Source organism: Photobacterium piscicola, from assembly GCF_046058925.1.
GTDB lineage: Bacteria > Pseudomonadota > Gammaproteobacteria > Enterobacterales > Vibrionaceae > Photobacterium > Photobacterium piscicola.
The window spans coordinates 522,863-537,236 of the sequence record NZ_CP175534.1 but is presented as its reverse complement, the minus strand read 5'-3'; the positions used below and the strand labels follow the sequence as shown (position 1 = coordinate 537,236).

14 protein-coding genes are annotated in these 14,374 nt (G+C 38.3%); 6 read left to right on the top strand and 8 right to left on the bottom strand.

Annotation, left to right across the window (positions count from 1 at the left end; genetic code table 11):
• The first annotated feature begins 40 nt into the window (after positions 1–40).
• Positions 41–505 carry a tRNA (cytidine(34)-2'-O)-methyltransferase gene (locus tag ACJZU6_RS02575; RefSeq protein WP_080158784.1) on the top strand — a complete coding sequence of 155 codons (465 nt, stop codon included), beginning with the start codon at positions 41–43 and terminating at the stop codon, positions 503–505.
• Positions 506–594: 89 nt separating this feature from the next.
• Here ACJZU6_RS02575 and cysE read toward each other — a convergent pair whose 3' ends face one another.
• The 4 genes from cysE to ACJZU6_RS02555 form a co-directional block, all read right to left on the bottom strand.
• Positions 595–1,410, bottom strand: a complete 816-nt coding sequence (gene cysE, locus ACJZU6_RS02570) for a serine O-acetyltransferase (protein WP_080158785.1) — start codon at positions 1,408–1,410, stop codon at positions 595–597.
• Positions 1,411–1,609: 199 nt separating this feature from the next.
• Positions 1,610–2,620: an NAD(P)H-dependent glycerol-3-phosphate dehydrogenase gene (gpsA, locus tag ACJZU6_RS02565; protein ID WP_107276020.1), complete on the bottom strand. Its 1,011-nt coding sequence runs from the start codon at positions 2,618–2,620 to the stop codon at positions 1,610–1,612.
• 21 nt (positions 2,621–2,641) lie between these two features.
• A complete protein-coding gene (secB, locus tag ACJZU6_RS02560) occupies positions 2,642–3,112 on the bottom strand; it encodes a protein-export chaperone SecB (protein ID WP_060997786.1) in 471 nt (156 codons plus the stop codon).
• A gap of 130 nt (positions 3,113–3,242) precedes the next feature.
• Positions 3,243–3,680 carry a rhodanese-like domain-containing protein gene (locus ACJZU6_RS02555; RefSeq protein WP_080158786.1) on the bottom strand — a complete coding sequence of 146 codons (438 nt, stop codon included), beginning with the start codon at positions 3,678–3,680 and terminating at the stop codon, positions 3,243–3,245.
• A 373-nt stretch (positions 3,681–4,053) separates the two neighbouring features.
• Between ACJZU6_RS02555 and gpmM the strand changes: the two genes are divergently transcribed.
• On the top strand, positions 4,054–5,595 hold the full coding sequence (gene gpmM / locus ACJZU6_RS02550) for a 2,3-bisphosphoglycerate-independent phosphoglycerate mutase (RefSeq protein WP_408900602.1): 1,542 nt from the start codon (positions 4,054–4,056) through the stop codon (positions 5,593–5,595).
• Between the two features lie 7 nt (positions 5,596–5,602).
• On the top strand, positions 5,603–6,895 hold the full coding sequence (gene envC, locus ACJZU6_RS02545) for a murein hydrolase activator EnvC (RefSeq protein ID WP_408900601.1): 1,293 nt from the start codon (positions 5,603–5,605) through the stop codon (positions 6,893–6,895).
• 48 nt (positions 6,896–6,943) lie between these two features.
• On the opposite strand, the gene ACJZU6_RS02540 is transcribed toward envC, so the two are convergent.
• Positions 6,944–7,621 (bottom strand): TetR/AcrR family transcriptional regulator, encoded by a 678-nt coding sequence (locus ACJZU6_RS02540; protein ID WP_080158788.1) that lies wholly within the window; start codon positions 7,619–7,621, stop codon positions 6,944–6,946.
• Between the two features lie 307 nt (positions 7,622–7,928).
• Between ACJZU6_RS02540 and lpxM the strand changes: the two genes are divergently transcribed.
• Both lpxM and ACJZU6_RS02530 read left to right on the top strand, forming a co-directional pair.
• Positions 7,929–8,882: a lauroyl-Kdo(2)-lipid IV(A) myristoyltransferase gene (gene lpxM, locus ACJZU6_RS02535; RefSeq protein WP_408900600.1), complete on the top strand. Its 954-nt coding sequence runs from the start codon at positions 7,929–7,931 to the stop codon at positions 8,880–8,882.
• Entirely contained in the window at positions 8,869–10,059 is a 1,191-nt protein-coding gene (locus tag ACJZU6_RS02530) for an O-antigen ligase family protein (RefSeq protein ID WP_327769906.1), read from the top strand. The genes lpxM and ACJZU6_RS02530 overlap by 14 nt, the downstream gene beginning before the upstream one ends.
• On the opposite strand, the gene ACJZU6_RS02525 is transcribed toward ACJZU6_RS02530, so the two are convergent.
• The 3 genes from ACJZU6_RS02525 to ACJZU6_RS02515 all read right to left on the bottom strand — a co-directional run bounded on the left by ACJZU6_RS02525 (position 10,056) and on the right by ACJZU6_RS02515 (position 13,050).
• Complete coding sequence (locus tag ACJZU6_RS02525; RefSeq protein WP_408900599.1) at positions 10,056–11,141, bottom strand: glycosyltransferase; 1,086 nt, start codon at positions 11,139–11,141, stop codon at positions 10,056–10,058. The two genes, ACJZU6_RS02530 and ACJZU6_RS02525, sit on opposite strands and share 4 nt — an antisense overlap.
• Positions 11,138–12,253: a glycosyltransferase family 9 protein gene (locus ACJZU6_RS02520; RefSeq protein WP_327769904.1), complete on the bottom strand. Its 1,116-nt coding sequence runs from the start codon at positions 12,251–12,253 to the stop codon at positions 11,138–11,140. Before ACJZU6_RS02520 ends, ACJZU6_RS02525 begins: the two co-directional genes overlap by 4 nt.
• Positions 12,254–12,330: 77 nt before the next feature.
• Positions 12,331–13,050: a glycosyltransferase family 25 protein gene (locus tag ACJZU6_RS02515; RefSeq protein WP_408900598.1), complete on the bottom strand. Its 720-nt coding sequence runs from the start codon at positions 13,048–13,050 to the stop codon at positions 12,331–12,333.
• A gap of 206 nt (positions 13,051–13,256) precedes the next feature.
• Here ACJZU6_RS02515 and ACJZU6_RS02510 point away from each other — a divergent pair, with 206 nt between their 5' ends.
• Positions 13,257–14,351: a glycosyltransferase family 4 protein gene (locus ACJZU6_RS02510; protein WP_327768251.1), complete on the top strand. Its 1,095-nt coding sequence runs from the start codon at positions 13,257–13,259 to the stop codon at positions 14,349–14,351.
• The last annotated feature ends 23 nt before the right edge of the window (positions 14,352–14,374 follow it).

Genomic DNA, 14,374 nt, shown 5'->3' with positions numbered 1-14,374 from the left:
CAATATGACCTCTTTTTGCACCAAATGAAGCTGAATAACTATGTTTGATATTGCGTTATATGAACCTGAAATCGCCCCCAACACTGGCAATATTATTCGCCTTAGTGCTAATTGTGGTGCCAACTTACATTTAATTGAGCCACTTGGATTTGATTTAGAAGAAAAGAAATTACGTCGGGCAGGTTTAGACTATCACGATCTAACCCATGTTTACCGCCATAAAAACTTTGATGCATTTATGGAAGCGATGGCGGGACGTCGTATTTTTGCTTGTACGACTAAAACCACTAACTACCATGTTAATGCGAAATTTGGCGAAGGTGATGTGTTACTTTTTGGTCCTGAAACTCGTGGCTTACCCGCTGAATTTATTGCCAGCCTACCATTGGAACAACGACTTCGTATTCCAATGCAACCCGATAGCCGCAGCTTAAATCTTTCAAATGCTGTCGCGATTATTGCGTTTGAAGCATGGCGTCAATTAGATTTTAATGGCTCTATTTAGTATTTTTAATCAATGAGCACCAAAAAGGCGATCATTCGATCGCCTTTTTTATTCATGATATTAATGACTTATAAATTAATCATTATCACTTAGTCAATATGATTAAATACGTCATCACTGCCATTAAACTGTTGATCCATCTCAGTTGCAGGCTTTGCCGTTTTAGGACGACCAACAATAATTGCGGGCACACCAGCAACCGTCGTATGTGGTGGTACTGGTTCTAATACCACCGAGCATGCACCAATTTTAGCCCCAGCACCAACTTCAATGTTACCCAGTACTTTAGCTCCGGCACCGATCATTACCCCTTGACGAATTTTAGGGTGACGATCACCACTTTCTTTACCAGTACCGCCTAACGTCACATCTTGCAAAATCGATACTTCATCTTCAATCACCGTGGTTTCACCGATCACGATTCCAGTCGCATGGTCAAACATGATGCCACAACCGATCTGTGCTGCTGGGTGAACATCAACCTGACAAGCCACGGATATTTGGTTTTGTAAATATACCGCGAGTGCTTTACGGTTTTGCTTCCATAGCCAATTGGCTACGCGATACCCCTGCAAAGCATGACAACCTTTAAGGTAAAGTAATGGAATAGAGTAAGCATTAATGGCGGGATCACGCTCTACAACCGCACGAATATCACAAGCGGCAGCTTCAACAATATTACTATCACTAACGAATGCTTCTTCTATTACCTCACGTACTGCCATTGCTGGCATCGAGGGTGTTGCCAGTTTATTGGCTAAGATATAACTCAATGCTGACGCTAAATTTTCATGCTTAATAATTGTGGCATGATAAAAACTGGCAAGCATAGGTTCTTGTTCGGCTTGTTGTCGTGCTTCTTGCTCGATCTCTAACCATAACTGATATTGCTGACATTCCTTCACGAGTCCCTCGGTTCCACTTCTTTATATTAATCAAACCAATGCCATCATTAATCATCAATTAATCGGCGCTTTAATAGGGTATACGTTACACAATCAAAAATACTGAACGTTATTGTATTTTAGTACAGTTATAAAAAATAACGCGAGCCTAAGCTCGCGTTATTTTATAGATATCAGTTATCACCCTGAACAAGCAACTTTATTCGTACTTTTTCTCACGTGCGAGTAAATCTTTTGCTGCTTCTCGAGCGTCTTTACCAAGATAAAGTACTTGATAAATTTGTTCGGTAATTGGCATTTCAACCTGATGGCGTTGTGCTAATAACCACACTTCTTTGGTATTACGATAACCTTCTACTACTTGACCAATATCTTGCTGAGCTTGTTCAACACTACAGCCATGACCGAGCGCTAAACCAAAGCGGCGATTACGGGACTGATTATCAGTACATGTCAAAACTAAATCACCCAAACCTGCCATTCCCATAAAGGTTTCTGGTTGCGCACCAAGCGCGGCTCCCAAACGGCACATTTCAGCTAAACCACGGGTAATTAACGCCGTACGGGCATTGGCACCAAAGCCAATACCATCAGACATTCCTGCACCAATCGCGATCACATTTTTAACTGCGCCGCCCAGCTGCATTCCAATAAAATCACTGTTGCTATAAACACGGAATGTCTTATCACAATGAATTTTTTGTTGTAAATCAGCCACAAAATCAGTATCAGGTGAAGAAACAGCAATCGCAGTAGGCATACCTGCAGCTAACTCTTTCGCAAAAGTTGGTCCAGACAATACCGCAAGTGGTATTTGATCACCCAACACCTCAACTGCAACATCTTTAAGTAGACGCCCTGTATCAGGTTCTAATCCCTTCGTTGCCCAACAGATACGAGAATCTGGACGCAAGAAAGGTTTAATTTGTGCTAATACGCCACCAAAAACATGGCTTGGTACAACAACTAACACATCACGACTACCTTGAATGGCTGCTTGCAAGTCTGACGTTAAAATTAACGACTCAGGAAAGCTTACCCCAGGAAGAAACGCTTCATTGGCACGATCGATTTCCAATTGCGCCATATGGTGCGGCTCATGGCCCCACAAAATGACATTGGCACCATTTCTGGCTAATGCAATTGCTAATGCTGTCCCGTAAGATCCAGCGCCTAACACTGCCATCGAAATCGTATTATTAACGTTCATTATATTGGTCACTTTTACAAATTAAGCTTCTGAATTAGCAGTATTTGCTTCAGCTTGGTTTTCTAAGTAGTTCATGAATAAAGCATCAAAGTTTACTGGTGCTAGGTTCAATTGTGGGAACGTACCTTTAACCACTAGGCTAGAGATTGTTTCACGTGCATATGGGAATAGGATATTCGGGCAGAACGCACCTAGACAATGTGCTAGTTGTGGCGCTTCCATACCAGCAACAGTGAAAATACCACCTTGTTGTACTTCACATAGGAATGCATTTTCTTCTTCGTTCTTAACCGTTACAGTTAGACGAAGTACCACTTCATATACACCTTCAGCTAATTCACGGCTTTGAGTATCAAGATCCAATTTCACATCAGGATTCCATTCTTTTTGGAAAACGTCTGGTGAATTTGGCGCTTCAAAAGACACATCTTTTAGGAATACGCGTTGAATTTGGAAGTTTTGTTGTGCTTCGGTATTTGCTGCTTCAGCCATTTTTGGAGTCCTTTATAAATACTCGCTACCACGAGTTATTAATTATACTAGCAACTGTGCATTCCACAGGCTGCATCAATTTAGATCGTCATTTCACATTCATAACACTGCAAAATCACATCGAATAAAATTATTTTTTCTTGCTTGCAACAAGCGGTAAGTTAGCTTCATTCCAAGCAATAAGACCGTCTTTTAAAACGTTAACGTTAGTAAAACCATCTTTACTTAGTTGGTTTGCAGTCTCTTGCGCTACTTGACCCGTCTTACATATAACAATAATTGGGGCAGCTTTGTGTTTTTCAAGCTCTGGGGTGTTTTGACGTTGGATTTGACTTGGTAAAATGTGAACTGAACCTACAATATGACCTTTACGGAACTCATCACGGCTACGAATATCAAGGAATACGCCCTCTTCGTTATTGACTAATGCCGTCGCTTCATTAATGCCAATTGTTTTATATTTAGCATTTTTCTCTTTTACCATCATGCTAATTAGTGCGATAACAATACCAATCCAAGCCAATGATAAAACAGGGTTACTTGTTAAAAATTCAATATATTGATGCATTTACTTTACTCTGTTGTCATGGTTCGCTATCGCAAGCCATGATATTACGGTTTAAAAAAATGACTGTGAGTATACCTAGGTTGCTGATCTTGTAACAGCGACCTTGAGTATAAAAGCTTATTGACTGATGACCTATCAATGAAATAGAAAAAAACTGTGATCCAGAGCTTACACTTTAATGAATAAATGCCTATATTCGACGGGGAGTACAAACAAGCAAGCAAAGATTTAGTTGCATCTACTGCTACTGCTTTGATGTGCTTTTGTAGTAAAATCGTGATAATTATTATATCAATTACCTTAAAAGGTATTTAGAACACTGAGCCTATTAAGGTAATTGATGTATTTTATTTAATTCGAAGAGGGACAGGATATGTCTGCGAAGAAACCACTTGCACTTGTTATTTTAGATGGCTGGGGCTACCGCGAAGATAACTCAGATAACGCAATTGCAAACGCTAACACACCCGTAATGGATGCGTTAATGGCGAACAATCCCAATACACTTATCGCAGCGTCAGGCCTAGAAGTAGGTCTACCTGAAGGCCAAATGGGTAACTCTGAAGTGGGTCATACCAATATTGGTGCTGGCCGTGTGGTATATCAAGATCTTACTCGCATTACTAAAGCCATTGGCGATGGTGAATTCTTTGAAAATGAAGCGCTTGTTAATGCTATTGATAAAGCAGTAAATACAGGTAAAGCGGTTCATATTCTAGGCCTTGTTTCTCCAGGTGGCGTACACAGCCACGAAGACCACATTGCAGCAGCAATTGAAATGGCTGCTAACCGTGGTGCAGAGAAAATTTACCTACATGCATTCCTTGATGGTCGTGATACACCACCACGTAGCGCGCAGCACTCACTAGAGCGTTTCGATGCCCTATTTGCAAAACTAGGTAAAGGCCGTACCGCTTCTCTTGTAGGTCGTTACTACGCAATGGATCGTGATAACAACTGGGATCGCGTTGAAGTTGCTTACAACTTACTAACTGCTGCTAAAGGTGAATTTACCTTTACTAACGCAACTGAAGGTCTAGCTGCCGCTTATGAGCGTGGCGAGAATGATGAGTTCGTTAAAGCAACTGAACTACGTGCTGAAGGCCAAGAAGCAGCAATCATGGCTGATGGCGATAGCGTTATCTTCATGAACTACCGTGCTGACCGTGCACGTGAAATCACTCGTACATTTGAGCCTAACTTCACTAGCTTTGCTCGTGCTCAGTTCCCTCAATTAGCTGATTTCGTAATGCTAACGCAATATGCTGCAGACATTGAGCTAACCACAGCTTTCGCACCAGCAAGCCTAGAAAACACATTAGGTGAGTGGCTATCGAAGAAAGGTAAAAAACAGCTACGTATTTCTGAAACAGAAAAATACGCACACGTGACCTTCTTCTTTAATGGCGGTAAAGAAGATGAATTTGACGGTGAATCTCGTTCACTCGTTGCATCACCAAAAGTGGCAACTTACGATCTTCAACCTGAAATGAGCTCACCAGAGCTAACTGAAAAATTAGTTGCTGCAATTAAGAGCGGCGAATTTGACGTTATTATCTGTAACTACCCTAACGGTGATATGGTTGGTCACACTGGCGTTTACGATGCTGCTGTTAAAGCGTGCGAAGCACTTGATAGCTGTATTGGTCAAGTTGTCGCTGCAATCAAAGAAATGGATGGTCAGTTATTAATTACTGCCGATCACGGTAACGCAGAAATGATGGTTAACCCTGAAACCGGTGGTATCCATACAGCACACACTAACTTACCAGTGCCATTAATTTACGTGGGTAATAAAGACCTTGATCTTAAGCCAAACGGTAAGCTATCTGATCTAGCACCAACTATGCTATCGCTAACAGATATCGAAATCCCTGCAGAGATGTCTGGTCAGGTGCTATACAATCTGAAATAATTATCCCATGCGGGATATTATTAATAGACACCTCAACCTAAAAATCCGCGCCAGTGCTTTATGCACTGGCGCTTTTCTATGCGTGGTATTTGCAGCCCCATGTGCAGCATCCAGTCAAAAACAGCTTGATGGCGTAAAACAGGAAATATCACGCCAAAAAAATCAGCTGGATAGTAAACAGCAAAACTATGCTGTATTACAAAAACAACTTAAACAACACGAACTGGATATCGCTCAAACTGCCAATAAAATCCACCAAACTAATGACCAATTGACAACAATAACCCAATCAATTGCCAAGTTAGAACAGCAACAACAGCGACTACAACAACAGCAACTGCAACAAATTGGTGTATTAAAAACGCTAATCAATGCGCAATACCGCCAAGGAAATAATAGTGATCTAGCCAATCTGCTCAGTGGTGAAAATACGGCAAAATTAGACCGTATGACAACCTATGCCGAGTATGTCAGCAAAGCACGCGCATCCGCTATTGATGCACTGGATGCGACCAAAACAGAATTACAACTTAAAATCCATACCCTTGCAGAACAAAAAGCTGAACGCCAACAAGCTCTAGCTGAACTTAACCAGCAAAAACAAAAACTTGATAGCCAACAGCAATCGCGTCAACAAACACTAAATAAAATAAAATCACAGATCCATACCAGTACTGAGGCTCTCGCTGATTTACGAGCGGATGAGCAAAACATGCTCAAGGCAATTGCCAAAGCGAAAGCAGAAGCTATTGCTCGAGCAAAAGCTGAAGCCGCAGCACGCGCAAAAGCTGAAGCCGAAGCTCAAGCCCGTATTGCAGCAGCGAAAGAGGCAAAAGCACGAGCGATTGCAGAAGCACAAGCAAAACAACTCAAAGCACGCTACGCTAAAATGCAAGTACCAATGGATGGATTAGCACGCTATAAAGGTAAACTGCAATGGCCCCTTCGCGGACCCATCATTCACAATTATGGCGCGCCATTACAACGTGAACTGCATTGGAAAGGGATGGTCATCAGTCAACCGATTGGTAGCCAAGTCAAAGCGATATACTCAGGTAAAGTCGTCTTTGCCGATTGGCTGCGTGGTTATGGCTTAATAATTGCCATTGATCACGGTAAAGGTGATATGAGTTTCTATGGTTATAACCAAACGCTACTCAGAAAGATTGGTGATTCAGTGCAAGCTGGGGAGCCGATAGCCTTAGTGGGTGACAGTGGTGGCCAAGAACAACCCGGATTATATTTCCAAATCCGCCGTAAAGGCACGCCCGTCGATCCTCGACCATGGTTAACGCGCTAGATTAAGCGTTTAAACTAAAAAGGTTGGCAATGAGCCAACCTTTTTTTATCACAAACCACGGGTAGTGATCTTTTGTTGTTGTTCTAAATACTGTTGTTCTTGCTCTAAATAATAGTGCTGTAAGGAAGCAACCCGCTGCTGACCTAACTCTGTTGCTAGTGGTCGTACAATATTTAGCATTTGTTGAACACCATGATAAATCACTGTTTGAGTAATTTTAGCCCCTGGTGCTTGAGTGGTTTGATAGCTGATCCAAGATGAAGCAACCAACTTTAGCGTATCAGCTAATACTTTTAGATCAATATCAGCAAGTGCAAGTAGACCAGCATCACGAAAATTAATCATTATCTGGCTAATATTAACCTGTAACTGAGTCTGCACTGCCAAATATTTATCTTGAAGAACAGCATCTCGACGTAAAATATCCGGTAAATTGGCATAGAAGAAACGGTAACGCCACATCAATAAAAATACCGCATCAAGATAACGTAACAAGCTTGCCTCAATCGCCTCTACCACAGCAACAGGTTCAAAACTCACCTTTAAATCAATGGCATATTGGTCAAATATACAATGAATAATTTGCTCTTTATTACGAAAATGATAATACAAATTACCGGGGCTGATCCCTAAATCAGCAGCAATATGATTAGTGGTCACACTAGGTTCACCATCCTCATTAAACAACGCTAATGCTGCATGAATAATTCGATCTCGGGTTTTCATTTCATTATCATCCTTCGCCCTTGCAGTGAATATAATGTTATCATAATTTAGTGTTTATCCACTTAGTGAAGCTATAAAAACCATGCCTTTATTTCATCCTATAAAGAGGGATCATCTTCATTAAGTAAATGATTTATTACTACGGATACACCAACATAATGGTTAACTACGTTGTCATTTTCTCTCCTGTTTAATAAAGGTAGAATATAAACAAGATGACCGTAATAATAACGAAAACATAAGTACTCAAATACATGATGGCAGATATTCGCCAACACTATAACTTCGTGAGATAGATGTAATTCATATGACTAAAAACCATTACGACAAGCAAGCATATAACCCTCAGTTTGAGTGGTCTTTTGTGCACCCGCGTTATTGGGGAACATGGCTCGCAGTGATGATTGCTTCACTATTGAGCTTACTGCCTCATGGTGCACGACGTTCATTAGCGACTGTTTTTGCAAAACAAGCTATCAAACTAAAAAGTGGCGCCAACCATCGCGCGCGCGTCAATCTAAAGATGTGTTTCCCTGAAAAATCAGACGCTGAACGCGAACATATTTTATTGCAAAACCTGATCACTGCCGGCAGCTTTCTGTCTGGATTCGCATCACTATCAGTGCGTAATAAAGCATGGCTTGAACAACATACCGTTATTCGTGGCATGGAAAACCTCACCAGCCTTACAGAGCAGCAGCAAAGTGTCATTTTGTTGGTACCGCATACTTGGGCAATTGATATTCCAGCAGTACTGTTAGCATCGCGCGGATTACCCGTTTCAGCAATGGCAAAAAAACAAAAGAACCCAGTTTCTGATTGGCTTATGCATCGCCAACGGGTGCAATATGGTGGTCGTGTTTATGAGCGAAGTGGTGGTATTAAGCCGTTTATTAAGTCCATTCGAGAAGGTTATTTAGGTTACTACTTACCAGATGAAGACTTAGGTCCAGAGCACAGTGTATTCGTTGATTTCTTTGGTACCACCAAAGCGACAATGGCAGGTCTTGGTCGCTTATCAAAATTAAGCCGCGCTAAAATTGTACCGTTATTTGCAATGTACAACAGTGAAACTGGCATGTATGAATTGGACTTTTATCCTGCACTGCCCTTCCCTGCAGAGACAGAAGAACAAGATGCACGAATGATGAATCAATGTATTGAACAATATGTTAATCAGCGCCCAGAACAATACATGTGGATTTTACGCTTGTTGAAGACGCGTCCGAATAGTAATGAGAAACCTTATGCTAAAAGATAACATAATAGAAAGAAGCGCTAATTTTGTAATTCTTCTGCCGATACTTTGGATTTTTACTGGTTTATTTTATTTTGAAAATGGTAATAAAACATTAGTCTCTTTAACATTGATATCAGCGTTAATATCTTTCATTATATACCGTAATACCATTTTAAAAGAAAACATTAAAAACAAGTATTTATGGATTATGTTTTTACTTTTAATTTTATCTATATCCTTTGATATTTTAAATATAGTAAACCCATTAAATATTCGCTCAATGAGTATAATTTGTGTATTAGCTGCTTTTATGCCTTATCGATTACTATCAAAGAAAACACTATCATTAATTATATTTATCGGAAGTTTATGTTCGTTATTATACGTAATTCATATAACTTTCATATTAAAAACACCTCGCGAATTTTGGCCCATAAATGCAATTCCTTATTCTACCTATATTTGTGTTATTGGCGTACTAGCATTAGTTAACATGTTATATATTAAACATAATGCATTAAAAGCTCTATCTTTAGTCGCTGTTATTTTCAGTATTACTGCTGTCATGTTATCAGAAACAAGAGGAGCTATGATTGCTCTACTACCAACACTTTTAGGAATATCCTTATATTATGTATTTTCTAAAGGTTATAAAAAGAAGACATTAATTTATACGTTAATATTTTCACTTTTAGTCATTGGTATGAGCTTACCTATTTTAAAAGATCGCTTATATGATGCTACAAAAAATGAGCTTATTGCTTTTAATACCGGACATGAAAACACATCTATTGGTATCCGTTTTAATTTATGGAAAGCAGGATTGATCTTAATTAAAGAATCACCGTTCCATGGTATTGATAATAATATGAAAGAAGATATTCAACAATTAGTTAACCAGCACAAAATATACAACAATGATTACTCAAAATTTAGTCATTTTCATAATCAATATATAGATGTAGCTGCAAAATGGGGGCTACAAACTCTTACTGCTTTACTGTTAATTCTGCTCATTCCAGTTTTTAAAATCAATAAAAAAAACACTTACACAAGTGTTAGTTTTATTTCTATAACTTCGATATTAATGATTGCAGGCTTAACAGATCCTCCATTAATTAATACACCGTTGTTTATTATGTTTTTTTCTTTATTTACATTGTTATATGGGTTAAATAAAAAACCCATAAATAATTAATTTATAGCCTCAACTAATTCAATATACTTCTCTGCAATTAATTTTGCAGAGAATCGTTCATAAAGATAACATGGTATTCTTTGTTCATTGCTTAATAATATAACATCCATTTTTTTTGCGATAACTTCTGAATCAAATTTAAAAATTAAATTATCCTTTAAACTATCTATTAATATTTCATTAGGCCCACTAGGGCAATCAGTACTGATTACTGAAGTATGGCAAATCAACGCTTCAACCAAAACATTACCAAAACCTTCATGATTAGAGGTTAAAACTAATACTCTTGCTTTACGCATTATTGAATAAGGATTTAAGCAGAAAGGGAAAAATAACACCTTATGATTAATACCTAACTTTATGGCTTGCTGCTTTAATTCAGCCTCTAAACTACCCTCACCTATAATCACTAAAGGTATATTAGTCTTCATTTTACTCACGCTTTCTAATAACAGCGGAATGTTTTTTTGCATCTCTAATCGCCCCACAAATAAAATATAATCTTGAGGCAATTTATATATCGGTTCTTCTAATGACAATTGTTTGATTTTTTCAATGTCAAAAGGATTATAAATGGTAGAAATAGATAAAGCACTACTATTAGTTTTTGCTTTAACAAAATCACGAATACCATTTGAGACACAAATAACATGTTTAGCTTTAATTTTTTTAGATAACTTTCTTCTGAATTTTAATTTATCAAACCAATTCTTATTATTATAGGTATACTCATCTGAATTATGAATACAATGAATAAGTTTAGGGTTATCTATATATGAAATAATATCATTAGTCTCACCATGAACAGAAAAAACAGCATCAAACTTATCGTTATTCTCTTCTAGTCTCTCAATACAAGATAGAAACTTTTCAACATACTGCTTTGATTTTTTAAAGCTCACTCTTTTTTCAATATCAAGGCTATGATGTAAGATTCCTGAAACTAACTCTAACTCTTGAGCACCATTTAATGTGATTAGCTCGCACTGATGCCCCATGTTAACTAATGTTTCTGCTAATCGAAGAGTTACAACTTGCACGCCTTCGATTTTCAAATCCCGTAAAAAGAAACCAATTCTCATACCAAAGCCTTTAAAATAGTTGCCCGGGCCAAAACTAAATCCAACCAGTCAAACTCATTTACATGAACACAATCATTATCGCTGAAAGGTTTACGATTAAGCAAACGCTGCGAATACTTTCCTAAAGGCTTCCATTCTTCATAATTTTGCATGTTGTGACGATAAACACCAATCACAGGCTTATTGAGTGCCGATGCCATATGTACCACAGCAGTGTCTGGAGTAAAGGTAAAATCAGCAATATCAATAATAGCCAATGACACCTCAAAACTTGCAGAAAAATCAGGTGACAAAACCATATCATCCTTTATTGACGCGACTAAACGCGCAATAAATTTATCCTCTCCAGGCGTCGGGATAATAATCAATAAATCATCAGGAAACTGCTGTCGCCATTTACAGATCAATGTCTTCGCATGCTCAAATGAAAAACGACGATATTTACTTGAGCCAAAAAAATTAATACCAACTACATGTTTAAATTTTTGTTGTGATTGATTAATCAATTGCTGTAAAGCAACTCGCTGCAGACTAAATTCAGCAATAGGTAACAGGCATTGATCATCAATTGGTTGAGATACAAGTTGCTGTGCGGCAGCAATGTATCTATCTTTAAAATGAAGATATTGCGGTGCAACTTCAACATCAAATAAATGATATTGTTGTTTATTAAAGCCAAGATAATGCTTTGCTTTAAACTGAGAGGATAGGCACAAATCTTTATGACTACAATTCGTACCGAGATCGACAAATAGATCAAACTTACCAATATTATTGGCAATTATTTGCTTTCTCTGTGCTTTACTATAAAAAATATAGTCATCAGCAGGAGCGGCTTTCTCTAACCATAACTTTGTCGTGGCGCCAGTTAAAACGGTAATATGAATATCAGGACGATATTGACGTAACACCTTAATGAAGCCACCGCACATAATGGCATCACCTAACTTATTATCCCAACGCAAGAGCAAGACGGATTTGATCTTCGATGATTCAAAATCTATCTCTTGCTCGCGCTTATCGTATACTTTTCGATAAAGATTAAGTTTTAATGCTTTCACTTTATTACGGATTAAGCGCCATCCTGCCTTTATTTTTTTTACACCATTCATATAACAGTTCAGCCGTCGCAAATATATAAATATAAATTATGAATAACAACACTAAAAATCAGTTTGAATCATAATAGCTATCGAGACGTTATATTAACTAACGCACATAAGAAACTAGAATATAATCGTGTTATTAACTTTTTCATTCTTACTTGTGGCTGCATCATTTTTTGCTTACGGCAACCTATCGTAGAATGTTTATCACCACCAGGTTTTACAGGTGCCGGATCAAGTCCATAAATCGCTTGTCGATGTAAATATGTATTACGAATAAACACATCTACAGGTAATATCATTTTTTCACTTGCATCCAAAAATGCCTGTGCACAAGATGGTGTGATAAAATACCCCGTTGTACATTGAGGTACCTTTAAGAATTTAACTAACTTAACCTCATTCTGCTGGACAACCGAATAAAACAATTTTGTTTTCCATGGCTCAAGTCGAATAAAATGGTGCTTATTCGTCCATAATTCAGCCGTCTCAATTAACGCACAAAAATCATCTCGAAGAATAAAATCATCTTCAAGAACAACAACAGGCTTATCAAGTTTAATGACTTGTTGCCAAGCTAAAATATGACTCGCGTAACAGCCTAACTCTCCAGCCAAAGCTTTGCGGCCCCTATGACGAATAAAGCTACTTTCATCATAACGCTGCAACAAGGGATCAAGCCCTAACCGACCATCAACAGCATCAATAATATCATAGCTAATCTCATGTCTCTTGAGTATCGCCTCTGCATTATTTCTTCTGGTTGTTGAAGAAGCGAGACTAATAAGAAGTACTTTCATCATATCCTTTTAAATCACTCATTGTACTTATCAATAGCAAAAAATAGTGGTGACTTTATTATTTGTAATAACTAACTTTTATTTAAAAAAGTAATTATCTACACTATAAAAATTCAGACCAATATTTCATAATGTTTTCGTGTATTGTAACCTATAAAAATATCTACAAGCGCTTATCAACTTCTTCTTACTAAATATTGAGATCTACAATGAAAATAATGGTATTCAGTTCATACATGGATGCATGGAACAGCGTTAGACCTGAAGCTGAAATGATCATTGCAATGGCACAACAAGGCCATCAAGTGACGGTTGTAACTCAAGGTAATGCTGATTATGTAGCCCGCTTTCACGAACAAGGCATTAAAGTTATTGATGGATACCCAACCAAAAAAATATGCTGTGACACCATTAAACTTCTTCGCCATGAGCTTAAACAAAACCAATACGATATCGTTTATGCGACCAATTCACGAACCATTCCAAATGCAGCCTTTGCTTGTATCGGTTTTCCTGCCACAAAACTCGTGACTTACCGAGGAACCGTTGGCGGTTTATATCGCCATGATCCTAGCGCGTATTTAACCCACCTTCATCCACGCGTAAATGGTATTTCATGTGTGGCAGATAAAGTACGAGAGGATGTCGTTAAACAGGTGTGGTTCAATAAAAATAATGTTGTTGCTATTCACAAAGGCCATAATCTGTCCTGGTACCAAACTCAAGCAGCCGATTTAAGCGCCCTAAATATTGCCGCCGATGACTTCGTGATTATTTGTGTTGCTAATGCACGTCCAAGTAAAGGTGTACACGTATTATTAGAAGCAATGCAATATCTAGTAAAAGAGCCCAATATTCATTTATTACTGGCAGGGCGTGGCATTGATACCACAACGAATCAACAACTTGCTCAACAAGCACTTTATCCCAATAATATTCACTTTCTTGGCTACCGCACGGATGTACCGGAATTAATGGCAGCAGCTAATGTACAAATTCAACCCTCAGTCAGTGGTGAAGGACTACCCAAAACAGTCATTGAGGCGATGGCAATGGCCGTGCCCTCAATTGTTACGACGACTGGAGGTAATGCTGAAATCGTAGAGGATGGCATTTCTGGATTTGTAGTTGAAACCCATAACGCCCATGCAATTGCAGATAAAATTAACTACCTTTATCATCATCATAATGAAGCAAAAGCAATGGGGCTCAAAGCTCAGAACTATATTGCTACCACGCTATCCGTTGACAATACAGCAAAGCAACACTTGGCATTTTTTAAACGTCTATTAGCTCAAGAATAGAATAATAATCCTGCTTACTGTTA